At 71.4% G+C, this 22144-nt stretch carries 20 protein-coding genes; 15 read left to right on the top strand and 5 right to left on the bottom strand.

Annotated features, from left to right (window positions below; translation table 11 throughout):
• Positions 1 to 49 precede the first annotated feature (49 nt).
• From LY13_RS06665 to nrfD, 10 genes are all read left to right on the top strand, one after another.
• Entirely contained in the window at positions 50 to 877 is an 828-nt protein-coding gene (locus tag LY13_RS06665) for an HpcH/HpaI aldolase/citrate lyase family protein (protein ID WP_253827397.1), read from the top strand.
• 24 nt (positions 878 to 901) lie between these two features.
• Positions 902 to 1867 carry a LysR substrate-binding domain-containing protein gene (locus LY13_RS06660; RefSeq protein WP_253827396.1) on the top strand — a complete coding sequence of 322 codons (966 nt, stop codon included), beginning with the start codon at positions 902 to 904 and terminating at the stop codon, positions 1865 to 1867.
• A 120-nt stretch (positions 1868 to 1987) separates the two neighbouring features.
• On the top strand, positions 1988 to 3172 hold the full coding sequence (locus tag LY13_RS06655) for an acyl-CoA dehydrogenase family protein (RefSeq protein ID WP_253827395.1): 1185 nt from the start codon (positions 1988 to 1990) through the stop codon (positions 3170 to 3172).
• A 16-nt stretch (positions 3173 to 3188) separates the two neighbouring features.
• A complete protein-coding gene (locus LY13_RS06650) occupies positions 3189 to 4346 on the top strand; it encodes an acyl-CoA dehydrogenase family protein (RefSeq protein WP_253827394.1) in 1158 nt (385 codons plus the stop codon).
• A 131-nt stretch (positions 4347 to 4477) separates the two neighbouring features.
• Positions 4478 to 5896, top strand: a complete 1419-nt coding sequence (locus tag LY13_RS06645) for a YjiH family protein (protein ID WP_253827393.1) — start codon at positions 4478 to 4480, stop codon at positions 5894 to 5896.
• A 126-nt stretch (positions 5897 to 6022) separates the two neighbouring features.
• Entirely contained in the window at positions 6023 to 7087 is a 1065-nt protein-coding gene (locus LY13_RS06640; RefSeq protein ID WP_308216280.1) for an ABC transporter ATP-binding protein, read from the top strand.
• Between the two features lie 137 nt (positions 7088 to 7224).
• Entirely contained in the window at positions 7225 to 8061 is an 837-nt protein-coding gene (gene folP, locus LY13_RS06635) for a dihydropteroate synthase (protein WP_253827589.1), read from the top strand.
• Between the two features lie 75 nt (positions 8062 to 8136).
• Positions 8137 to 11499, top strand: a complete 3363-nt coding sequence (gene fdh, locus LY13_RS06630; RefSeq protein ID WP_253827392.1) for a formate dehydrogenase — start codon at positions 8137 to 8139, stop codon at positions 11497 to 11499.
• The gene (locus tag LY13_RS06625; protein WP_253827391.1) at positions 11496 to 12416 is read left to right on the top strand and encodes a 4Fe-4S dicluster domain-containing protein; all 921 of its coding nucleotides are present in this window, start codon (positions 11496 to 11498) and stop codon (positions 12414 to 12416) included. Before fdh ends, LY13_RS06625 begins: the two co-directional genes overlap by 4 nt.
• Positions 12413 to 13420, top strand: coding sequence for an NrfD/PsrC family molybdoenzyme membrane anchor subunit (nrfD, locus tag LY13_RS06620; RefSeq protein WP_253827390.1), 1008 nt, complete (start codon positions 12413 to 12415; stop codon positions 13418 to 13420). Before LY13_RS06625 ends, nrfD begins: the two co-directional genes overlap by 4 nt.
• Positions 13421 to 13472: 52 nt before the next feature.
• Here the strand turns inward: nrfD and LY13_RS06615 are convergent, their stop codons facing one another.
• On the bottom strand, positions 13473 to 13886 hold the full coding sequence (locus LY13_RS06615; RefSeq protein WP_253827389.1) for a nitroreductase/quinone reductase family protein: 414 nt from the start codon (positions 13884 to 13886) through the stop codon (positions 13473 to 13475).
• A 93-nt stretch (positions 13887 to 13979) separates the two neighbouring features.
• Here LY13_RS06615 and LY13_RS06610 point away from each other — a divergent pair, with 93 nt between their 5' ends.
• The 3 genes from LY13_RS06610 (at position 13980) to LY13_RS06600 (ending at position 15668) form a co-directional block, all read left to right on the top strand.
• Positions 13980 to 14537, top strand: a complete 558-nt coding sequence (locus tag LY13_RS06610) for a TetR/AcrR family transcriptional regulator (RefSeq protein ID WP_253827388.1) — start codon at positions 13980 to 13982, stop codon at positions 14535 to 14537.
• Between the two features lie 343 nt (positions 14538 to 14880).
• Positions 14881 to 15165 carry a hypothetical protein gene (locus LY13_RS06605; protein WP_253827387.1) on the top strand — a complete coding sequence of 95 codons (285 nt, stop codon included), beginning with the start codon at positions 14881 to 14883 and terminating at the stop codon, positions 15163 to 15165.
• Positions 15162 to 15668, top strand: a complete 507-nt coding sequence (locus LY13_RS06600) for a MarR family winged helix-turn-helix transcriptional regulator (protein WP_253827386.1) — start codon at positions 15162 to 15164, stop codon at positions 15666 to 15668. The genes LY13_RS06605 and LY13_RS06600 overlap by 4 nt, the downstream gene beginning before the upstream one ends.
• Here LY13_RS06600 and LY13_RS06595 read toward each other — a convergent pair.
• The 3 genes from LY13_RS06595 to LY13_RS06585 form a co-directional block, all read right to left on the bottom strand.
• A complete protein-coding gene (locus LY13_RS06595; protein WP_253827385.1) occupies positions 15622 to 16239 on the bottom strand; it encodes a TetR/AcrR family transcriptional regulator in 618 nt (205 codons plus the stop codon). The two genes, LY13_RS06600 and LY13_RS06595, sit on opposite strands and share 47 nt — an antisense overlap.
• A 63-nt stretch (positions 16240 to 16302) precedes the next feature.
• Positions 16303 to 18687, bottom strand: a complete 2385-nt coding sequence (locus LY13_RS06590; protein ID WP_253827384.1) for an acetyl-CoA acetyltransferase — start codon at positions 18685 to 18687, stop codon at positions 16303 to 16305.
• Positions 18684 to 19814 (bottom strand): MBL fold metallo-hydrolase, encoded by a 1131-nt coding sequence (locus LY13_RS06585; RefSeq protein ID WP_253827383.1) that lies wholly within the window; start codon positions 19812 to 19814, stop codon positions 18684 to 18686. The genes LY13_RS06590 and LY13_RS06585 overlap by 4 nt, the downstream gene beginning before the upstream one ends.
• A gap of 186 nt (positions 19815 to 20000) precedes the next feature.
• On the opposite strand from LY13_RS06585, the gene LY13_RS06580 reads away from it, so the two are divergent.
• Positions 20001 to 20735, top strand: coding sequence for a vitamin K epoxide reductase family protein (locus LY13_RS06580; protein WP_308216279.1), 735 nt, complete (start codon positions 20001 to 20003; stop codon positions 20733 to 20735).
• Positions 20736 to 20748: 13 nt separating this feature from the next.
• Positions 20749 to 21330 (top strand): class I SAM-dependent methyltransferase, encoded by a 582-nt coding sequence (locus LY13_RS06575; RefSeq protein ID WP_253827382.1) that lies wholly within the window; start codon positions 20749 to 20751, stop codon positions 21328 to 21330.
• 18 nt (positions 21331 to 21348) lie between these two features.
• Here LY13_RS06575 and LY13_RS06570 read toward each other — a convergent pair whose 3' ends face one another.
• Positions 21349 to 22128 carry a tyrosine-protein phosphatase gene (locus LY13_RS06570; protein ID WP_253827587.1) on the bottom strand — a complete coding sequence of 260 codons (780 nt, stop codon included), beginning with the start codon at positions 22126 to 22128 and terminating at the stop codon, positions 21349 to 21351.
• Positions 22129 to 22144: the final 16 nt, after the last annotated feature.

Below are 22144 nucleotides of genomic sequence, written 5' to 3'. Positions count from 1 at the left end.
AACCCTGTCCGTCCGGGCGGGGAATCGGCAGGCGGTGCGGAGGACAGTGATGAGCGACGGTGACGAGCAGACGACGGCGCTCGCGGAGGCGGTGAGCTGGCTGTTCGTCCCGGCCTCCAGGCCCGACCGGTTCGGCAGGGCCATGGCCGCCGGTGCGGACGCGGTGGTGATCGACCTCGAGGACGCCGTCGGCCCGGGGGAGAAGGCCGCCGCCAGGGACGCACTGGCCCGGCACTGGCCGGGCGACGACGGTGGCGTCGTGGTGCGTGTCAACGACCTGCGCACCGAGCACGCCGACGCCGACCTGGCGGCCTGCCGTCGGCTCGGCCCGGACGCGGTGGTGCTGCCCAAGGCCGAGAGCGCCGACGACGTCCGGACGGCCGCGGATGCCTCGGGCGCGGCGGTGCTGCCGCTGGTCGAGACCGCACGCGGCCTGGTGTCCGTCGCCGACATCGCGGGCGCGGCCGGCACCGTGCGGCTCCTGTTCGGCAGCGTCGACCTGGCGCTCGATCTCGGCGTGAGCGCCGACGGCGCCCTCGACACCGCGCGCAGCGATCTCGTCAGGTGGTCGGCGGTCCACGGGCTGCCGCAGCCGGTGGACGGCGTCAGTACCGCGATCCGGGACGCCGACGCGGTGAGCCGTTCCGCCGAGCGGGCACTCGCCTGGGGGTTCGGCGGCAAGTTGTGCATCCACCCCACGCAGGTGCCGCTCGTGCATGCCGCGTTCGCCCCCTCGGCCGAGGAGCTTGCGTGGGCGCAGCGCGTACTCGCCGTCGAGTCGGAGGGCGCGGTGATGGTCGACGGTGAGATGATCGACCGGCCTGTCGTCGAACGGGCGCGGCGGATCGCCCGGCGACGGCGGCAGGACGGTAACTGAGGCGGTCGGCGACGGGGCGGCTACGTGGACATCGCGCACTTACGGGACTTCATCGGCGTGGTGGAGGCGGGCAGCCTGTCCACGGCCGCGCACCGCCTGCACGTGTCGCAGCCCGCGCTGAGCCAGCGCATGACGCAGCTGGAGACCCGGCTCGGGGTGCAGTTGCTGGTCCGCGGTCCACGGGGCGTGCGTCCGACACCCACCGGCACCGCCCTGTACCGGGACGCCCAGCAACTCGTGCGGCAGTTCGACCGGCTCGCCCACGACGTCGCCGACCATCGCGACCGGGTGCACGGGCCGGTCGCGGTCGGCCTGCCCACCACGGTCGCCGCGCGGCTCGCCCCGGCCCTGTTCGACTGGGTCACGCGCCACTATCCGTGGATCCACCTGCAGCTGTTCGAGTCGATGAGCGGCTACATCCACGAGCTGCTGCTGGCGGGCAGGCTCGACCTGGCCGCGGTGTTCCGTGAGGACGACGCGCCACGGCCGGGCGAGGTGCCGCTGTACTCGGAGGAGCTCTACCTGGTGGGCCGGCCCGAGCCGCGGCCGCCGTCGGATCACGAGGTCGCACTGGCCGACCTGTATGCCGTGCCGCTCGTCACCCCCGGTCCGAACAGTCATCTGCGCGCACTCATCGACCGCACGTTCGCCGCCGCGGGGGTGCGTCCCGCCGTCGTCGGCGACGTCGAATCGCTCGGCACGATGCTGCGGATCGCGCAGGGTGGGCGGGCGTGCACGATCCTGCCGTTATCGGTCGTCCCCGGACACGGCGGAGCCGGAGAACAGCACGGCGGAGGCGGGGAGTACGGCGGCGGAGCGGGTGACCTCGGTGTCCGCCGCATCGTCGAACCGGGCCTGCGGCGGTACGTGGCGATCCGGACCACGAGCGAGTCCTACGAACCGCGGGAGGCGGTCGTCGCGGTGCGGCGCGGTGTCGTCGAGGTCACCGAGCGGCTCGCCGCGGAGGGGCGGTGGCCCGGCATCGGGTGAACGCCGGGCGTGCGCCGGTGTCCGGAGTCGGACGATCGGTCGTAGAGTCGCGGGGGCGCCGCTCGACAGCGGCGTGGGTTGACCGTTGCGTGAGCCGACGACGGAGAGAACGGAGACTGCATGGATCTGGAGTTGTCCCGCGAGGACATCGCATTCCGGGACGGTGTGCGGGAGGTGTTCACGCGTGAGATCCCCGAGGACATCCGCAGGCGCAACGCGCTGAGCCGCACGACCCACGACGACATCGTCACCACTCAGCGCATCCTCAACGCCCACGGCCTCGCGGTCCCGCACTGGCCCGTCGCATGGGGCGGCAAGGGCTGGACGCCGACGCAGTCGCACATCTACGCCTCGGAGCTCCAGCGCAACTCGGTTCCGCAGCCGCTGGCGTTCAACGTGAGCATGGTCGGCCCGATCATCGCCGAGTTCGGCAGCGAGGAGCAGAAGCGGCAGTTCCTGCCCGCGACCGCGAACCTCGACATCTGGTGGTCGCAGGGCTTCTCCGAGCCCGAGGCCGGTTCCGACCTGGCCTCGCTCCGCACGACCGCGCGCCGCGAGGGCGACGTCTACGTTCTCAACGGCCAGAAGACATGGACGACGCTCGGCCAGTACGGCGACTGGATGTTCGTGCTCGCCCGCACCGACCCGGACGCGCCGCGCAAACAGCAGGGCCTGTCGTTCCTGCTGCTCGACATGACCACGCCGGGGATCGAACGCCGCCCGATCACGCTCGTCGACGGCAGCGAAGAGGTCAACGAGTTCTTCTTCGACAACGTGCGTGTGCCGGTCGAGAATCTCGTCGGCGAGGAGAACAAGGGCTGGAGTTACGCCAAGTTCCTGCTCGGCAACGAACGTAACGGCATCGCCCAGGTCGGCACGAGCCAGCGCGTCTTCGCCGACCTCGCCGAGGCGGCAGCCGGCATCCCGACCGAGAGCGGCACGCTCGCCGACGACCCGCAGTTCCGCACGTCCATGCACAGCGCGCGGACGACGCTGCTGGCGCTGGAGGCCACGCAGCTCCGCGTGACCGGCGCGTCGGAGAACGGACAGGCCAGCCCCGTGTCGTCGCTGCTGAAGATGGAGGGCACGAAGGCGCTGCAGGAGTTGAGCAAGCTCCGCATGCGTGCGGCGGGTGACGACAGCATGTTGCTGCCTCCGGACGGTGACGCGGGTGAGTCGCTGCACGCCGACGACGCCGCGACGATCGCCGCGGCGCAGTACCTCAACCAGCGCAAGCTGTCGATCTTCGGTGGCTCCAACGAGATCCAGCGCGGCGTGATCGCCAAGACCATCCTGGGACTGTGAGAAGGGCGCATAGGCGATGAATCTCGAGTTCAACGAAGACCAGAAGCTGCTGTTCGAGACCGTCGACGCGGCCGTGGGGCGCGGCTACCCGGCGGGCGCCCGCGGCGAGGCGACCAGCACCGAACGTGGCTGGAACGACGACGTGTGGAACACCCTGGCCGAGCTGGGGTTGACCGGGTTGACGATCGACGGCGACCACGGCGGCGTCGGCGCAGGGCCGGTCGAGGTGTACGCGACGCTGGAAGCGATGGGCAAGCACGCCGCGGCCGAACCGCTGCTGGACGGCGTGTTCCTGCCGTCGTGGCTGATCGCCGCGCTGGGCACCGAGGAGCAGGCCAAGCAGTGGCTGCCCGCCCTCGCCGAGGGCGCCACGACGATCGCCGTCGCCCACGCCGAACCCCGCAGGCCGTGGGGGAGCGCGCCGTCGGTGGCGGCCGCCCACTCCGGCGACGGGTCGGTGGTCCTCTCCGGTGTGAAGGCACCGGTGCGGCACGCGGACCAGGCCTCGACGCTGCTGGTCACGGCCGTGGACGGGGACACGACGGGCGTGTACGTCGTGGACGCGGCCGCCGCGGGCATCACCCGGGCCGACGGGCGCAGCGCCGACTGGAGTCGTGCCTCGCAGGTCGAGTTCGCGGGGACGCCGGCCACGCTGCTCGGCACGACCGGCACCGACGCCACGGCCGCGTGGCACACCGCGGTCGCGCGGGCGCGTGTGGCCGTGCTGGCCGAGGCCGTCGGGCTGATGGAGTCGGCGCTCGGCCACACCGTCGAGTACCTCAAGAACCGCAAACAGTTCGGTGTCCCGCTGGCGACGTTCCAGGCGCTCGTGCACCGCGCGTCCGACATGTACGCCCGTGTCGAACTGGCACGGTCGATGGCGCTGTGGGCCACGGCGACGGTCGAGGCGATCGACGGTGGTGCGGACGTCGACCTCCCCGCGATCGCCGACGACGCGTTCGTGTTCGTCGGCGACACGGCGACGGCGGTGGCCGAGGAGGCGGTGCAGCTGCACGGCGGTATCGGCATGACCTACGAGGCCGAGGTCGCCCACCACGCGGCGCGGCTGGCCGCGATCACCGAGAGCTTCGGTGGCCTGGCGGCGGCCCGGCGCAGGGCGGTCGCCTCGGAGTCCGCGCTGCGGGCACCCAGCGCTCTGCTCAACAACGCGTAGGGCCGGGCTCGACAACGCGGAGGGCCGGGCTCGGCTCCTGCGGGTCTGAGATCCGAGACTGTTCGTCGGTGTGGCCTGTTCAGGCCGGAACGGTGTGGTGCGACGCTGCCTGCCACCGAAGGAGGTGGCGGATGACGACCGAACAGCGACACGGCGACGATCGACACGGCGACGATCCGAACGACCACGGCCCGGACGACCACGGCCCGGAAGGCAGTGCTGCCGCTCGCGGCGGTACCGGCCTTCCGGGCCCCGGCGCCGGCGGCCGTGTCCCGATGTGGAAGTTCTTCGTCCACAGCGTCGTCGGTGCGTTCGTGTTCTTCGTGCCGGTTTCGATCGGTGGCGAGAGTTCGATCGTGCTGGACCACCTGGTCACCGCGGTCGAGATCGCGATCCCGGCTGCGCTGCCGTACCTGATGCTGGCGATCATCCTCGCGGGCGCGGTACATCCCTTCGCGGCCCGGACGTGGAACCGGTCGGCGATGTCGGTGGTGTTCTCGATCGCCAAGGTGGCAGGTTTCGTCGTCGGCGCCATGCTGGTGTTCGGCCTCGGCCCGGCGTGGCTGTTCGACGAGGACATGGGGCCGTTCCTGATGGACAGTCTGGTGATCCCGGTGGGCCTGCTGGTGCCGATCGGCGCGGTGTTCCTCGCCCTGCTCGTCGGCTACGGCCTGCTCGAATTCATCGGCGTCCTCCTGCGCCCGGTCATGCGGCCGGTGTGGCGGACCCCGGGGCGGTCGGCGATCGACGCGGTCGCCTCGTTCGTCGGCAGTTACTCGCTGGGCCTGCTGATCACCGACCGGGTGTATCGGCAGGGCAAGTACACCGGCCGCGAGGCCGCGATCATCGCGACCGGATTCTCCACGGTGTCGGCGACGTTCATGGTGGTCGTGGCGTCCACTCTGGACCTGATGGGCAGCTGGAACACGTACTTCTGGACCACGCTGGTGATCACGTTCGTCGTGACGGCCGTGACGGTCCGGATCCCGCCGCTGTCCCGGATTCCCGACACCTGCGTCGACGGTGTGACCCCGCAGCCGGAACGGGACGCCGGTGGCCGCCGGTTCGCGCTCGCCTGGCAGGAGGCGCGTGCGACGGTGGCCTCGGCGCCGTCGCTGGGCCGCAACATCGTGGTCAACGTCGCCTCCGGCCTGCGCATGACCATGGCGATCCTGCCGTCGATCCTGTCGGTCGGCTTGCTGGGCCTCGTCCTCGCGACCTACACGCCGGTGTTCGACTGGCTCGGCTACCTCTTCTACCCGTTCGCGTGGATCGCTCAGGCGCCGGAGCCGCTGCTGATCGGCAAGGCCGCCGCCGTGGGCATCGCCGAGATGTTCCTGCCCGCACTGGTGGTCGCCGGATCGACGGCGGTGGTCAAGTTCATCGTGGCGGTCGTCTGTGTCTCGGAGATCGTGTTCTTCTCGGCTCTGGTTCCGTGCGTGCTGGCGACCGACATCCCGGTCTCCGTGCCGCGGATGATCGTCATCTGGTTCCAGCGCGTGGCGCTGACGATCCTGCTGGCCACCCCGGTCGCGCTGCTGCTGCACTGACCCCGCGGTGCGGAGCCGGCTTCCGGTTAATCGGAATTCGCTCCACTTGACCGGGCTGCGCTGCGATGCCAGGGTGGAACATGTTCCAGTGAACTGCTCATCGGGGCGCGGTTCCGAGGAGGCCACGTGGGTGCCGAAGTCGTCGTCGAAGGCCTGTCCACGTCGTTCGGCAGGCAGCCGATCTGGCGGGACGTGACGCTCACGCTGCCGCCGGGGGAGGTCTCGGTCCTGCTCGGCCCGTCGGGTACCGGCAAGTCGGTGTTCCTCAAGTCGATGATCGGACTGCTGAAACCGGACCAGGGGTCCTGCACGGTCGACGGCACGGACATCGTGCGGTGTTCGGAGCGCAAGCTCTACGAGACGCGCAAGCTGTTCGGGGTGCTGTTCCAGGACGGTGCGCTGTTCGGGTCGATGACCCTCTACGACAACGTGGCGTTCCCGCTGCGGGAGCACACGAAGAAGTCGGAGACCGAGGTTCGCAGGATCGTGCTCGAGAAGCTCGAGCTGACCGGACTGTCCGGCGCCGAGGACAAGCTGCCCGGCGAGATCTCCGGCGGTATGCGCAAACGCGCGGGTCTCGCGCGGGCGCTCGTGCTGGACCCGGAGATCATCCTCTGCGACGAACCCGACTCGGGCCTCGACCCGGTCCGCACCGCGTACATCTCGCAGCTGCTGGTGGATCTGAACGCGCAGATCGACGCGACGATCCTGATCGTCACGCACAACATCAACGTGGCGCGCACGGTTCCGGACAACATCGGCATGCTGTTCCGCAAGGAACTGGTGATGTTCGGCCCCCGTGAGGTGCTGCTGACCTCGGACGAGCCGGTCGTCGAGCAGTTCCTCAACGGCCGTGTGCGCGGGCCCATCGGCATGAGCGAGGAGAAGGACTCGGCCCAGATCGCCCGCGAGGAGGCCCATGCCGCCGCGGGGCACCACGACGGCTCGGTCGACGACGTGCGCGGCGTCGTCCCCCAGTTGCAGCCCACGCCCGGCCTGCCGGAGCGGCAGGGCGCGATCCGGCGCAAGGACCGGGTGATGTCGCTCCTGCACACGTTGCCGCCCGAGGCGCAGCGGGGCATCACCGCGTCGCTGTCCGCGCAGGACCGGCTCCGGTACGGCGTCGACGGCGTCGACGGCGCCCACGGGCCCGATGGGGCCGGGGCGGTGGCGGGCATCCTGCCGCGCTGAACGTCCGTGACGCTCTCGCGTCCCGGCTCCGTGGCTTCGCGCACGGGAGGGTCCGGCGGGCGGGAGGCGATAGGTTGGGAGGCGTGCAGACCGGTGAGACTTCCGCAGATTCCGTGATCCGTTTCCGCGGCAGGGCGATGCGCCGGGACCGGCCATTGGTCATGGCCATCGTGAACCGCACGCCCGACTCGTTCTACGACCGGGGTGCGACCTACGCCGCCGACGAAGCCCTCGCGGCGGCCGAGCGGGCGCTCGCCGACGGTGCGGACATCATCGACGTCGGCGGGGTGAAAGCGGGGCCGGGTGCGGACGTCGACGTCGACGAGGAGACACGGCGCGTGGTGCCGTTCGTGACGCGGCTCAGGGAGCGGTTCCCGGAGGCGGTGATCAGCGTCGACACCTGGCGCCGGGAGGTCGGCAGGCTCGCGTGCGAGGAGGGTGCCGACCTGCTCAACGACACGTGGGCTGGCGCCGACCCCGGGCTCGCGGAGATCGCGGCCGAGTACGGCGCGGGGTACGTGTGCTCGCACACCGGCGGCGCGGTCCCGCGCACCCGGCCGCACCGCGTGCACTACCCCGACGTCGTGGCCGACGTGATCACCGAGGTGACCGACCGGGCCGAGGAGCTGGTCGGGCTCGGCGTCCCCGCGGAGGGGATCCTGATCGACCCCACGCACGACTTCGGCAAGAACACCTGGCACTCGCTGACGCTCACCCGAGAGCTGGGACGGCTGGTCGACACCGGGTGGCCGGTGCTGGTGGCGCTGTCCAACAAGGACTTCGTCGGCGAGTCGCTCGATCTGCCGGTCGATCAACGCCTGCACGGCACGCTCGCCGCCACGGCGGTGTGCGCGTGGCAGGGCGCGGCGGTGTTCCGTGCGCACAACGTGGCCGAGACGTGCCAGGCGCTGGACATGGTGTCGGTGATCCGGGGGACGAGGTCACCCGCTCACGTGATCCGCGGGCTGGCGTGATCGCGCGGAGCTGACGAAGCCCCGCACGAGGGGTACGATCTTCGGGTAAGCGACGAGGCCGAGTGGAGGACGTCCATGGGTGTGAGCGATTGGATCCGGTCCTGGCCGGTCTATCGTCAGCTCACGGGTGCCGACCGGCTCGGCAGGGGCGACGCGGCGGCCTCGCCGAAGTCCCGCGAGCGCGAACCGCGTACCGCCGACGCCGACCGGGTGGCCGCGTCCGTGTGTCCGTACTGCGCGGTCGGGTGCGCCCAGAACGTCTACGTCGGCAGCGACGACGCCGGTGAGCGGGTCCTGCAGATCGAGGGCAACCCGGACAGCCCGGTCTCACGGGGGCGGTTGTGCCCGAAAGGCTCGGCCAGCAAGCAGCTCGTCACCGGTGACCACCGTGAGGAGCGCGTGCTGTACCGGGCGCCGTACGGCACCGAGTGGCAGGAGCTCGACCTGCCGACGGCGATGGACATGCTCGCCGACCGTGTGCTCGACGCCCGCCGCAAGGGCTGGCAGGAGACCGACGCCGACGGCAAGCCGCTCCGGCGGACGCAGGGCATCGCCAGCCTCGGAGGGGCGACCCTCGACAACGAAGAGAACTACCTGATCAAGAAGCTCTTCACGGCGCTCGGCGCGGTGCAGATCGAGAACCAGGCGCGTATTTGACACTCCGCCACGGTTCCCGGTCTGGGAGCCTCCTTCGGTCGCGGTGGTGCGACGGACTATCAGCAGGACCTGGCCAACGCCGACTGCATCGTCATCATGGGCTCGAACATGGCCGAAGCCCATCCGGTGGGCTTCCAGTGGGTCATGGAGGCGAAGGCCCGCGGTGCGAAGGTGCTGCACGTCGACCCGCGGTTCACGCGGACGAGCGCGCTCGCGGACAAGCACGTCCCGCTGCGGGCGGGTTCGGACATCGCGTTCCTCGGCGGCGTGATCAACCACATCCTGTCGAACGACCTGGACTTCCGGGAGTACGTGCAGGCCTACACGAATGCGCCGTTCCTGGTCGGTGAGGAGTTCGCCGACACGGAGGACCTCGACGGGCTGTTCTCGGGCTACGACCCGGAGACGGGCACGTACGACACGTCGACGTGGCAGTACGAGAACGGCTTCCCCGAGGACTCGGTCGAAGGCGAGCGGCACCGCGAGCAGTCCGCGGGCGAGCAGCACGGATCGGGCGGGCCGAAACTCGAGAGCGGAACCGGCATCGCGACCGACGAGACGCTTCAGCATCCGCGCTGCGTGTTCCAGATCCTGAAACGCCATTTCTCGCGGTACACGCCGGAGATGGTGGAGCGCATCTGCGGTGTCTCCCGCGAGGACTTCCTCGAGGTCTGCCGGGCGTGGACGAGCGCGTCCGGACGCGAACACACCGCGGCGCTGGTCTACAGCGTCGGCTGGACTCAGCACTCGATGGGCGCCCAGTACATCCGCGCGGGCGCGATCATCCAGCTGCTGCTCGGCAACATCGGCAGGCCCGGCGGGGGAGTGTTGGCGCTGCGCGGGCACGCGAGCATCCAGGGCTCGACCGACATCCCGACGCTGTACAACCTGCTGCCCGGTTACCTGCCGATGCCCGACTCGCGGCACGCCGACAAGCGGGACTACGTCGAGTCGATCCGCGGCACGCACCAGAAGGGCTACTGGCACAACGCCGACGACTACATCGTCTCGCTGCTCAAGGAGTACTGGGGCGACGCGGCCACGGAGGAGAACGACTACCGGTTCGACTACCTGCCGCGCATCGACGGCGACCACGGCACGTATCGCACCGTGATGGACATGATCGACGGGAAGGTGTTCGGCTACTTCCTGCTCGGTCAGAACCCCGCGGTCGGCTCCGCGCACGGCCGGTTGCAGCGGCTCGGCATGGCCAACCTCGACTGGCTCGTCGTACGCGACCTGACGATGATCGAGAGCGCCGAGTTCTGGCGCAACGCGCCGGAGATCGAGACCGGCGAGATCGTCGCCGAACAGTGCCGCACCGAGGTGTTCTTCTTCCCCGCCGCCTCGCACGTGGAGAAGGAGGGCACGTTCACCCAGACCCAGCGGATGCTGCAGTGGCGCGACCGTGCTCTCGAGCCGCGCGGTGATCAGCGCTCCGAGTTGTGGTTCATCTACCACCTGGGCAGGATCCTGCGGAGCGAGCTGGCCGGCTCGACCGACGAGCGGGACCGGCCGTTGCTGGACCTGGCGTGGGACTACCGGACCGAGGGCGACGGCGAGTTCCCCGAACCGTCGGCCGACGACGTGCTGCGCCGCATCAACGGGGTGGACCTGACGACGGGCGAACTCCTCGACAGCTATCAGCAGCTCACGTCCGACGGCACGACCGCCGCGGGCTGCTGGATCTACAGCGGCGTCTACGCGGGCGGCGTCAACCACGCCCGCAACCGCACCGCGCGGACCGAGCAGGACGAGACGGCGCTCGAATGGGGCTGGGCATGGCCCGCCAACCGGCGGGTGCTCTACAACCGCGCCTCCGCCGACCCTCAGGGCAGGCCGTGGAGCGAGCGCAAGAAGCTCGTCTGGTGGGACGCCGAGCGCGGCGAGTGGACCGGCCACGACGTGCCGGACTTCCCGAAGACCACGCCGCCCGAGTTCGAACCCGAGTACGGCGAGTCCGGTCCGGGTGCGCTCGCCGGGGACGATCCGTTCATCATGCAGGCCGACGGCAAGGCGTGGCTGTTCGCACCGAGCGGTGTCGCCGACGGCCCGCTGCCCACGCACTACGAGCCGCACGAATCGCCGATGCCGAACCTGCTCTACGGCCAGCAGGGCAATCCGGCACGCAAGGTGTACGGGCGCGAGGACAACCCGTCGAACCCGTCGCCGCCGGAGAGCGGTGGCGACGTGTTCCCGTTCGTGTTCACCGCCGCGCGGCTGACCGAGCACCACACGGCCGGCGGTATGAGCAGGCAGTTGGCGTACCTGTCGGAGCTGCAGCCCGCGCTGTTCGTGGAGGTCTCGCCGCAGCTGGCGGCCGAGAGGGGGCTGGAGAACCTCGACTGGGCCCACGTGGTCACGAGCCGCGCGGCCGTCGACGCGCGGGTGCTCGTCACCGAGCGCATGCGGCCGTTGCGGCTCGACGGCCGGGTGGTGCACCAGGTGTGGATGCCGTACCACTGGGGGCCGAGCGGCAAGGTCGACGGCGACGTCGTCAACGATCTGCTCGGCGTGGTCCTGGACCCGAACACGATGATCCAGGAGAGCAAGGTCGCCACGTGCGACATCCGGCCAGGCAGGCGTCCGCGGGGACGTGAACTGCTCGACTACCTCGCGGAGTACCGCAGGCGCGCCGGGGTGACCGTGGAGACCGGCACGCACGTGATGACGGCCGACACGACGGCGTCCGACACGACCGGACCACGCGCGACAGCACCGGACGCGACAACACAGGACGCGACAGCACAGGGCACGACCGATCGGGAGGAGGACGCATGACCGTCTCGCGGGAGAGCTCCTTCGGGCCGCTGGACGACGTCTCGGGTGATGCCGGGTACACCGAGCACCCGGAGCGGGTCGGGTTCTTCACCGACACGTCGGTGTGCATCGGCTGCAAGGCGTGCGAGGTGGCGTGCAAGGAGTGGAACCTCCTCCCGGACGACGGGTTCGACCTGCTCGGCATGTCGTTCGACAACACGGGCGAGTTGAGCGCGAACTCGTGGCGGCACGTGGCGTTCATCGAACAGCCCGCGCCGGAGCGCCGCACGGACGAGGCCACCGCGGTCGACCTGGGGTTGCCGTCGTTCGACCTGCCCGGCGCGGGGACGGGTGAGGAGTCGCGGACCGACTTCCGGTGGCTGATGAGTTCCGACGTGTGCAAACACTGCACGCACGCCGGATGCCTCGACGTCTGCCCGACCGGCGCACTGTTCCGCACCGAGTTCGGGACCGTGGTCGTGCAGGACGACATCTGCAACGGCTGCGGGTACTGCGTCTCGGGCTGTCCCTACGGCGTGATCGACCGCCGCGAGGACGACGGCAGGGCGTGGAAGTGCACCATGTGCTACGACCGGCTGGGTGACGGCCTGGAACCGGCCTGCGCCAAGGCCTGCCCGACCGACTCGATCCAGTTCGGACCGTTGGACGAACTGCGGGAGCGGGCGCGCGAACGGGTCGCGACGTTGCACGATCGCGGCATCACCGAGGCGCGGCTGTACGGCGAGGACCCGAACGACGGCGTCGGTGGTGACGGGGCGTTCTTCCTGTTGCTGGACGAGCCCGAGGTGTACGGACTGCCGCCCGACCCGGTCGTGCCGACGCGCGACGCAGGGTCGATGTGGGCGCGCGCGGGCGTGGCCGCGGCGGCGTTCGCCGCGACGGCCGTGTCCGTCTTCTTCGGACGGAGCCGCCGATGAGCCGGTCGCTGGGCCGCATGAGCGCCGACGCCGCGCAGCAGCGAACCATCCCCGCCGCGGCGTCGGACGCGGCCCCCGCTTCCGCCGAGGGGGATTTCCGCTCCTACTACGGCAGGCGGGTGCTGAAGGAGCCGGTGTGGGAGTGGCTCGTGCCGGCGTACCTGTTCACGGGCGGGTTGTCGGCGGCGTGCGCCGAGCTCGCCGCGGGGGCCGACCTGACCCGCAGGCCACGGCTGCGCAAAGCTACGCGCCTCGGCGCGCTCGGCGGTCTCGGCGCGAGCACGTACCTGCTGATCGCCGACCTGGGCAGGCCCGAACGTTTCCATCACATGCTGCGCGTGGCGAAACCGAGCTCCCCGATGAGCGTCGGGACGTGGCTGCTCGTCGCCTACGGTCCGGGCGTCGGTGCCGCGGCGGTGGCGGAACTCCTGCCGTCGCGGCTGCGGCGGACGTGGCTCGGGAAGCTGCTGGGCGCGCTGGCGCGCCCGGCCGGTCTGGCGTCGGCCGCGCTGGCACCGGGCGTGGCGTCGTACACGGCCGTGCTGCTGTCGCACACGGCGGTGCCCGCCTGGAACGAGGCCCGTGATCGACTGCCGTTCGTGTTCGCGGGCTCCGCCGCGGCGGCCGGCGGCGGGTTCGGCATGGTGTGCGCGCCCGTCGACGAGGCCGAACCGGCGCGGAAACTCGCCGCGGTCGGCGCCGTCACGGAACTGGTCACGTCCCGCCAACTCGACGAGCGACTCGGCATCGTCAGCGAGGCCTACCGGACGGGCACGGCGCACCGGTTGCGGCAATGGTCCGAGTATCTGACGGCAGGCGGCGCCTTGGGCAGCCTGCTGGCCGGCCGGAGCCGTGCGGCGGGTGTCGTCTCGGGGCTGGCGTTGCTCGCGGGGAGCGCGCTGCAACGGTTCGGGATCTTCGAGGCCGGTGTCGAGTCGACCCGCGACCCGAAGTACGTCGTCGTGCCGCAGCGGCGGCGGGTCGACCGCGGCGAGCAGGCCTGACGCCGGCTCTGCGGGGAAGGCAGGATGCCTCGGCGCGGCGGGCTCCGCGGCATCAGTCGTCCAGGTCGACGCGGATCGTCGTCGGGTTCGTGCCGAGCGCCCTGACCATCGCACTGTTCATTCGCGGAAGGGTGCGCAGACGGGCGCGGGCGTCGTCGTCGGGCAGTACGTGCGCGGTGCCGCGGTACGAGACACCGCGCGTGCGGATGCGTACCCGGGGCTCGGCCATCAGGTTGCGCACGTAGGCCGAGGCCGTTCCGTGGTCGGAGACGAACCAGAACCGGCCGTCGCGGATTGCTCCGCCGATGGGCGTGTGCCGGATGCGGCCGGTGCGGTGCCCGGTGGTTTCGAGGAGCGCCTGTCCGGGCATGCGGCCGACGATCCGGCGCATCACCGGGTTGACCAGGCGATGGAACCGGTTGGCGAACCGGAACCTGCCTGTCGAGCTCGGCTGAGGTGTGTCCATGGCGGATCCTTTCATGACCGGTGGGGCGAGTTGTCGGTACCGGCGGTTCCGGAATGGGTCGAAATTAGGCGAGACTGTTGGTACCGTCAACCCATGCGCGCACACACCGGACGGCGTCGGAACGACGAGGCCAAGGCGGCGATCCTCACGGCGGCCACCGATCTGCTGGCGGCGGGCGAGCCCGTGACGCTCGGGGCGATCGCGGGCCGGGCCCAGGTCGGTAAGCAGACGATCTACCGCTGGTGGCCGTCGAAAGGGGCGGTCGTGCTCGAGGCGATGACCGAACGGGCACGCAGCCTCGCTCCGACGACGTCGACCGGTTCGCTGGAAGGGGACCTCGAGGCGTTCGTGGCGGCGACGTTCGCCGCCGCGGGTACGCCCGAGTACACCGCCACCCTGCGGGGGATCGTGTCCGAGGCGCTGCGGGACGAGCACGCCGCGGCGGTGCTGGCCGAGTTCACCGCCGACCGGCGGGAGCAGCTGTATCTGATCATCGAGCGATGGCTGCCCGACGTCGCCGCGGACCTCGCCGTAGACCAGGTCTACGGCGTGCTCTGGTACCGGCTCCTGATCGGCCACGCCGAGGTCGACGAGGCCACGGGCACGCAGCTGGCCGCCACCATCGCGACGCAACTCCACGCCGCCGCCTGAGTACGCGGCAGCCGTGTTGCGCTTTCCGGGCGCCGTGTTGCGTTTTCGGGGGCGCGTGTTGCGCTTCCAGGGGAGCGTGTTGTCGATTCCGGTGCGCGTGTTGTGCGTTGGGTCGGTGTTCGGCACTCATGCTGCCGTGTTCTGCGTACGTACGCGCAGGTTCCGCGCTCGGTCCCGCGTTCGGCGGGAGCGTCGGTCGGGTGCGGGCCATCGAACCGAGATCCATGCGAATCGCATATAGTTTCCGCATGGAGTCGAACCTCGACGCGGCTGTCATCGAATGGCACGCGAGCGTCAACGACGGTGATTCGCAGCGGGCAGCCGGGCGGTTGGTGACCCGACCGTGGTGCTGGGCCCGAAGGGCGCCGGTTCGATCACGCCCGCGCAGTTCGCGGACTGGGTCGAGCGGTCCGGGATCAGGCTGATCCCGAGGTCGTGGCACCCGATCGGTGAACGGCTGGCGGTGGTCGAGGAGGACGCCACGTGGCCCGGGAGCGACGCGGCGACGCGCGTGGCGACGGTCTTCCGCGTTTCCGGCGGGAAGGTGACCGCTGCGCTGAGGCTGCCTGACCTCGACTCCGCACTCCGGCTGGGTCAGCTCTGTCGCGAGCTGGCGGCCTCCGAGTGACCGGCCACGACCCCGGCCCGGGGCAGGTGCTGTTCCACTTCGTGCGGCACTGGTCCCGTCGGCAGGTGACGGGGGAATCCGGCGGCGAGCAGGGACGGCTCGTGATGGTGTGCGAAGCGGTCGACGCTCTCGACCGGCGCGGTGCCTCGGCCACGATCAACGCGATCGCCCACGAGGTCGGGATCGACCAGAGTGGAGCGTCCCGACTGGTCGGCACAGCCACGACGGCAGGGCACCTCGTCATGGCGGTGTCCGCGGCCGACGGCAGACGGCGCGAAGCGCGGCTCACGTCCGCGGGCCGAGCCATGCTGGAACAGGCGCATCACTGGCAGGAAGAGGTCTTCGCCCGCATGACCGCGGGGTGGAGCGATCGGCGGCGACGTGATTTCCGGCAGGCGATGACCGACCTGCTGGAACAGTCCTACGAGCTCGACGAGGCCCCGTCGGGCTCTGCCGTCACCGGTGGGTCGAGCCGAGGAGGAAACCGACCAGGTTCTCGGTGAACTCGTCCAGTCCGGCCTGGACGGCGTCCTCCAGGTGGTGCGGGGTCGAGAGGATGTGCGCGATGACGCCGCCGCACAGCGTGTCGAGCAGCAGGGTGACCGAGCTGTCGTCGGGCAGGTCGCCGCGCCGGATGCCGCGGTGCACCATGGCGCGCGCCGCCTTCACCTGCGCCTGTCGCAGCTGCTCGCACCGTTCCGCGAGGCCGGGGATCATCGGCGCCTCGAGCGTCATCCGCAGCGCCGCCTGCCTGCTCGGACCGGCGTACAGCTCGACCAACTGCCGTGCCAGCGCCGTCAGGTCCCCGCGCAGCGAACCGGTGTCCGCATCGACCACCGGCGCCACGTGGGCGGCGAGCGCATCCAGCAGCAGCCGTTCCTTCGTCTCCCAGCGCAGGTAGATCGACGCCTTACCGACACCCGCCTGCCGGGCCACCGATTCGACGCTGAACCCGGCCCAGCCCGCCTCGCCGAACACGGCGACAGCGGCCAGTGCGATCCGGCGGTCGACCTCCGGGTCGCGCGGCCTGCCCGTGCTCGCGTGTGCCCGGTCGTGGTGCGAGGGTGCCGACATCGTCGGGCTCCGATCAGCGTGGCGGGCGTGGAATCAGCGCTTGTTCCATCAGCGCTTCGCCCATCAGCGGTTCTTCCACTGCGGCTCCCGCTTCTGGGTGAACGCCATGATGCCCTCCATCGTGTCCTCGGCGACCAGCAGATGGTCCATCACCGACGACGGATGGTTCACGGCCTCCACCGTGTCCGCGATGCCCGCCGTCTCACCCATGAACCGCAGCGACGCGCGCACCGAGGTGGGCGATCCGGCGAGGATCTCCGCCGCCACCTCCCGGGCTCCGTCGACGGCACCGCCCGCCTCGACGACGCGGTTCACGAGCCCGTGGCGGGCGGCCTCGTCGGCGTCGAGGCGTTTGCCGGTCAGGATCATCTCGTTCGCCACCTTCGGCGGGATCGTCCGCGGCAGCCGCACCAGGCCGCCCGCCGCCGCGATGAGCCCGACGCGGACCTCGCTGAGCGCGAACCGCGCCGTCTCGTCAGCGACGATGACGTGGCACGCCATCGCGATCTCCAGACCGCCGCCCATCGCGTACCCGTTGACGGCCGCGATCACCGGCTTCGGCAGGTGCTCGCGATGCGTCAGGCCCGCGAACCCGTTCTTCGGCGTCCACGGCAGATTCCCGGACGCGGTGTAGCTCAGGTCGTTGCCTGCCGAGAACGCCTTGTCGCCCGCGCCCGTCAGGATCGCGACCCACAGGTCCGGATCGGCGAAGTAGGCGTCGAAGATCTCGTCCAGTTCGGAGTTCGCGTCCGGGTGCAGGCTGTTGCGCGCCTCCGGGCGGTTGATCGTGACTTCGAGGACGTGCCCGTCGCGCCGGACGAGCACGTGTTCGTACGACTCGCGCAACGCAGGCTTACGCGGCGGGTGGAACTCGTCCATCCGCTCCTCGGTCAGCGTGACGCGGTTGCCGTAGCCGAACGAGCGTGCGTACACCCGGGTGCCCACCGGGTCGCCGGTCGTGAGCAGGTCGAGCAGCTCGTCGTCACCGCGCTCGGTGCGCGCGACGAACCGGGTGCCGTCGGACTCCAGCCGTCCCACCACGACGCCCTGGGGCGCGCCGGACCTGCCGTACACGGCGGTGAACGTCTCGATCGTCGCCCACCCGTCGGCGTACCGGGAGTGGCCGGGCTTCTCGGCGGCGTCGAGTGCGGCCTGCAGCCGGGCGCTGTCGTCGGGCCGCCACGGCGCGGGGGTCGTCGAGTACACACCGACCGAGTACTTGCTGAGCATGCCGCCGTTCGCGCCCACGAGGCCGAACTCGCCCGGCCGGTCGCGCAGCAGGCTCACGGCCTCGGCGATCGCGTGCATCGAGTAGTTGTTGCCGGCACCGCCGAAGAACGGCAACCCGCCGGTGAGCGTCAGCCCGCGCGGATCGTCCGGCGCGATCCCGAGGCCGTCGCAGAGAGCGAACACGGCGACGGGGAAGCAGCTGTAGAGGTCGAACGCGGCCACGTCGTCGAGTCCGACCCCGGCGATCTCCAGCGCGTGCCGCACCGCCGCGACCGCCGCCGGATAAGCGGACAGGTCGGCCCGGTCGACGAGGTCACGTTCGCGCAGGTCCGCCTGGCCGCGCAGGAACACCCACTTCTCCTGCGGAACCCCGAGCCGCCGGGCCGCGGCCACCGACATCAGCAGCACGGCCGCGCCCTGGTTGACCTTGTCGCGCGAGACGACGTAGCGCGGATACGGGTCGGCGATCATCCGGTTCGACTCGGTGACCGTCGTCAACTCGGCGGCCGACCGTTCGACCGGCGCCGCGGCGTACGGGTTGCGCGCCGCGACGGCCGTGAACGGGGCGAACAGCTCGCCCATCGCACGTGCGTACTCCTCGCGGGAGGCCTTCAGCCTGCCGCGGCGGGCGTTCTCGAACAGCGCGTACTGGGCCGCCGGATCGGCCAGCCCCACCGCGAGGAGCTCCTGGGTCATCAGGCCCTGCAGGCCACGTCCGCGGTCCTCGAGCTTTCCGCCGACGTGCTCGGTGAAGTCGGGCTTGTCCGGAGCCGACGCGAGATGCTGCGCCGTCGAGATCGCCTCGGAACCGAACAGCAGCGCCACCTCGGCCTCGCCCGCGGCGATCGTGGCGGCCGTCTCGTTCACCAGGTGCTGCGGTCCGTGTCCACCCACGACGTCGAGGATCGCGCGGCCCGGATCGGCGCCCACGCGCCCGGCGACCGACCGCGGATAGTTGTCCGAACTGCCCAGTGGAGGGAACGCGCCGGGCGTCGAGTGCTCGAACTGGCGCATCGCCGCCGCCGTGTCGACGGCGGCCGCCACCGCCGCGGTGTCGGCGCCCGTGTCGGCCAGTGCGATGCGGGCGGCCTCGGCGGCCAGGTCGACGGGCGAGAGCCTGCGATAGTCGGCGTCGTCGATGCGTTCGGCGGCCTGGCCGACGCCGACCAGCACCGGCGTGGCGGGGTCGAGGTCGTCGACGGTGGGCGAGGTGGTCATGTCGTGCTCCTTGCGGTGGTCGGCGTGGGAGAGGTGGCGAGGCGGACGCGGGCCGGGCGTGCGGGACCACTTCCGGGGTTTCCGTGCCACGCGAGCCTGCCCTCGCCGACGAGGTGGTCGAGGTGCGATTCGGTCTCGGCGAGCGCGCTGATCCGCATGTGCCCCACCTCGGCCCACGGGCGCGACCACGTCAGGTGCGTGGCGACCTCCCACGGCGTCGGTGTGCCCAGCTCGGCCACCACGTCGACGATCTCCTGGCACCGTCGCTCGTGGTGCTCGGCCAACAGCCGGGTGCGCTCGCCGAGTCCGCGGAAGCGGTACTCGTGCGCGGGCAGCGCGTCGTGGTCGTCGAAGCCCGTGGTGCGCGCGAGCGAGGTGAAGAAGTCCGCCAGCGGCGAGCCGGTGCCGCCCGGGTACAGCCCGATGTTCGGGGTGATGCGCGGCAGCACGTGGTCACCGGTGAGCAGCAGCCGTTCGTCGACCGCCTGCAGGCACAGATGGCCGGGGGTGTGTCCGGGCGTCCACACGGTCCGCAGCGTCCGCCCGGCCAGCGGGACGAGATCCCCGTCCTCGAGCAGGACGTCCGGCTCGGCCATCGCGGCGGACTCCGGGTCCCGGGCGTCGAACGGGGCGCCGAGCGCGTGGGCGTCCTCGTCGGACGCGCCCCGGGTGCGCAGCCACGCGGTGAGCGTGCCGTGCGCGCCGAGCGCACCGGACATGCGCTGGGGGAGTGTGTCGCGCTCGGCCGGGTGCATCGCGATCCAGGCGCCCGACAGCGCGCGGAGCCGTTCCGACAGGCCGTGGTGATCGGGATGGATGTGCGTGGCCACGATGCCGGTCACGTCCTCGGGTGCCGCGCCGGCCTCGGCGAGCCCGGCCTGCAGCGCGTCCCAGCCCTCCTGCGAGTCCCAGCCCGGGTCGACGACGAGCAGTCCGCTGTCGCCCTCCATGACGTAACTGAGCGTGTAGCGCAGCGGATTGTGGGGGATGGGAACCGGCACGGACCAGAGCCCGCCGCTCACCCGCTCGACCGGCGGCAGCGTGCGCCGCTGCCACGCCGCCCACTGCGCGGTGCCGAGGACCGTGACGCCCTCGGGCGGGCTCGTTCGGCTGGTCGGGTTCGTCAACGCTGACTCACCGGCTTTCCTAGACGGTCGTCGTCCACAAGTGCCGCATCGAACGTATCCCGCCGTGTCGGCGCCACTCAACGAGTGCTTGATCACGTCCCTTGCACGCACGTCCCTTTCACGCGCGGCGCACCCGGCGGTGAGTACCGTGCGAACAGGAAGGGTCGAGAAAGGGGACACCGGGGCATGTCCGGCAACAACAGCGACGACAGCGGAGACCGGGCCGGAGCGGTCGGAGTGGACGACGCGCCCGAGGGTCCGGCCGGTGACGGCGGGGACGACGCGCCGGACGCCGACCCGGCAGGCGGGCCGGACGCGGACGGACCGGACGACACCGCCGACCCGATCGGCGGCCGGCTGCGGAGGATCACCGGCTGGGTGCTGACCGTCGGCGGCCTGCTCGGCCTGGCCGCGGCGTTCGCGCTCACGCTCGACAAGCTCGCGCTGCTGGAGGACCCGGACTACCGGCCGAGCTGCACCCTCGACGCGACCGTCTCCTGCACGTCGGTGATGCAGAGCGACCAGGCGGCGGCGTTCGGCTTCCCGAATCCGCTGATCGGCCTGGTCGCGTTCCCGGTCGTGGTCACCGTCGGTGTGGCCGTGCTCGCGCGGGCGCGGCTGCCGCGGTGGTTCTGGCTCGGCATGCAGGCAGGCACCCTGTTCGGCGTCGGGTTCGTGCACTGGCTGATCACCCAGAGCCTGTACGAGATCGGAGCGCTGTGCCCGTACTGCCTCGTCGTGTGGGCGGTGACCATCCCGGTCTTCTGGTACACGACGGCCCACAACGTCGCCGCCGGGCACCTGCCGGGCATCGCGCCGCGCCCGGTGCGCCATCACCTCTGGGGGTTGGCGCTGTGGCTGGCGCTCGTGGTGTTCCTGGTCGTGCAGCGCTTCTGGGACTACTTCTCGGACCTGCTGTGAGCGAGGAGCGGCCATGAGCGACGCCGATGCCGTCGCGGAGGACCGGAACCGGTGGAACGAGCGGTACGCCGCGCGGCGGCCCTCGTTCGCCCCGCATCCGCTCGTGACGGAGGCGCTGGCTGCGGGGCCGCCCGCCGGGCCGGTGCTGGAACTCGCGGGCGGCCGGTCCGGGAGCGCGCTCGCGCTGGCCGGACAGGGCCGCGCCGTGACCGTCGTCGACATCTCCGACCTGGCATTGGCCCAGCTGCGGGACGAAGCGGCGCGGCGCGGACTGGGCTCGCGCATCGACCGGGTGTGTGCCGACGCGACGGCCACGCTCACCGGCGAGGCATCCGCCGCACGCTGGGCCCTCGTGCTCGCCACCCGATTCTGGGACGAGGCGGCGTTCACCGCCGGTGCGGCCGCTGTCGCGCCGGGCGGGTTGCTCGCCTGGGAAGCGCTGCGGCAGCACGAGCGAGGGGCCGAGGAGGAACCGCCGCAGCCGTACCGGGTTCCGCACGGTGGCCTGTCGGAGCGGCTGCCCGGCGGGTTCACGGTGCTGGCCGAACGGGCGACCGACACGACGACCCGGCTGCTCGCCCGTGCACCCGCCTGACCCCGGCTGCGGAGTGCGTCAGTCGCGCAGTTTGGCGCGCAGGCGCTCGGCCTCGTTCCGGCCGAAGCCGTGGGTGTGCAGATACGGCCGTACCCCGCCGTGCCGGGCATCGACCTCGCGGAGGAATCGCTCCATCGACTCGGCACGCGGACGGTGCTCGTCGATCGTCTTGCGGTCGACGTCCTCGCGGTAGGTCTCCGACCGGCGCAGCCTGTCGATGATCGCCTCGATCCGGTGTGCGGTGGCGGCGTAGTCGGCCGCGATCGCCTCCCGGTCGACGCCTGCGATCTCGAGCGCGAACGCCGTGACGACGCCGGTGCGATCCTTGCCTGCCGCACAGTGCACCAGCGCCGCCCCCGGCGCGTCGGTGATCGCCCGCAGGGCGCCCACGATGCTGTCCGGCCGGTGGGCGACGTATCCGAGGTAGTGGGCGACGACGCGGTCGAACTCGGCCACGTCGGCCTCGCGGGCGTCGGCGGCGGCGTCCCGGTCGGCGCCGGTGCGGGCCAGCAGGGCGTCGTCACCGCCGTCCGGCAGCAGCGAGTGGTGGACGTGCCGCACACGTGAGTAGGCGCGCAACGGCCCCGGCCCTTCGGAGTCGATCTCGTGCGCGGTGCGCAGGTCGACGACCGTGTCGAGGCCGATGGTGTCCACGAGCAGGCCGAGATCGGACGCCGACAGGTCCTGCAGGTTGTCGGCCCGCAGCAGCCGGTTCCGGGCGGTCGTCGTGCCGTCGGTGGTCGGGATGCCGCCGACGTCGCGGATGTTGACCGCGCCGTCGAGTTCGAGCCAGAGGATGCCTTCGGGGTTCGCC

It is taken from the genome of Prauserella aidingensis (assembly GCF_024171865.1).
Classification (GTDB): Bacteria; Actinomycetota; Actinomycetes; order Mycobacteriales; family Pseudonocardiaceae; genus Prauserella; species Prauserella aidingensis.
This window is presented reverse-complemented; position numbering and strand designations above follow the sequence as displayed.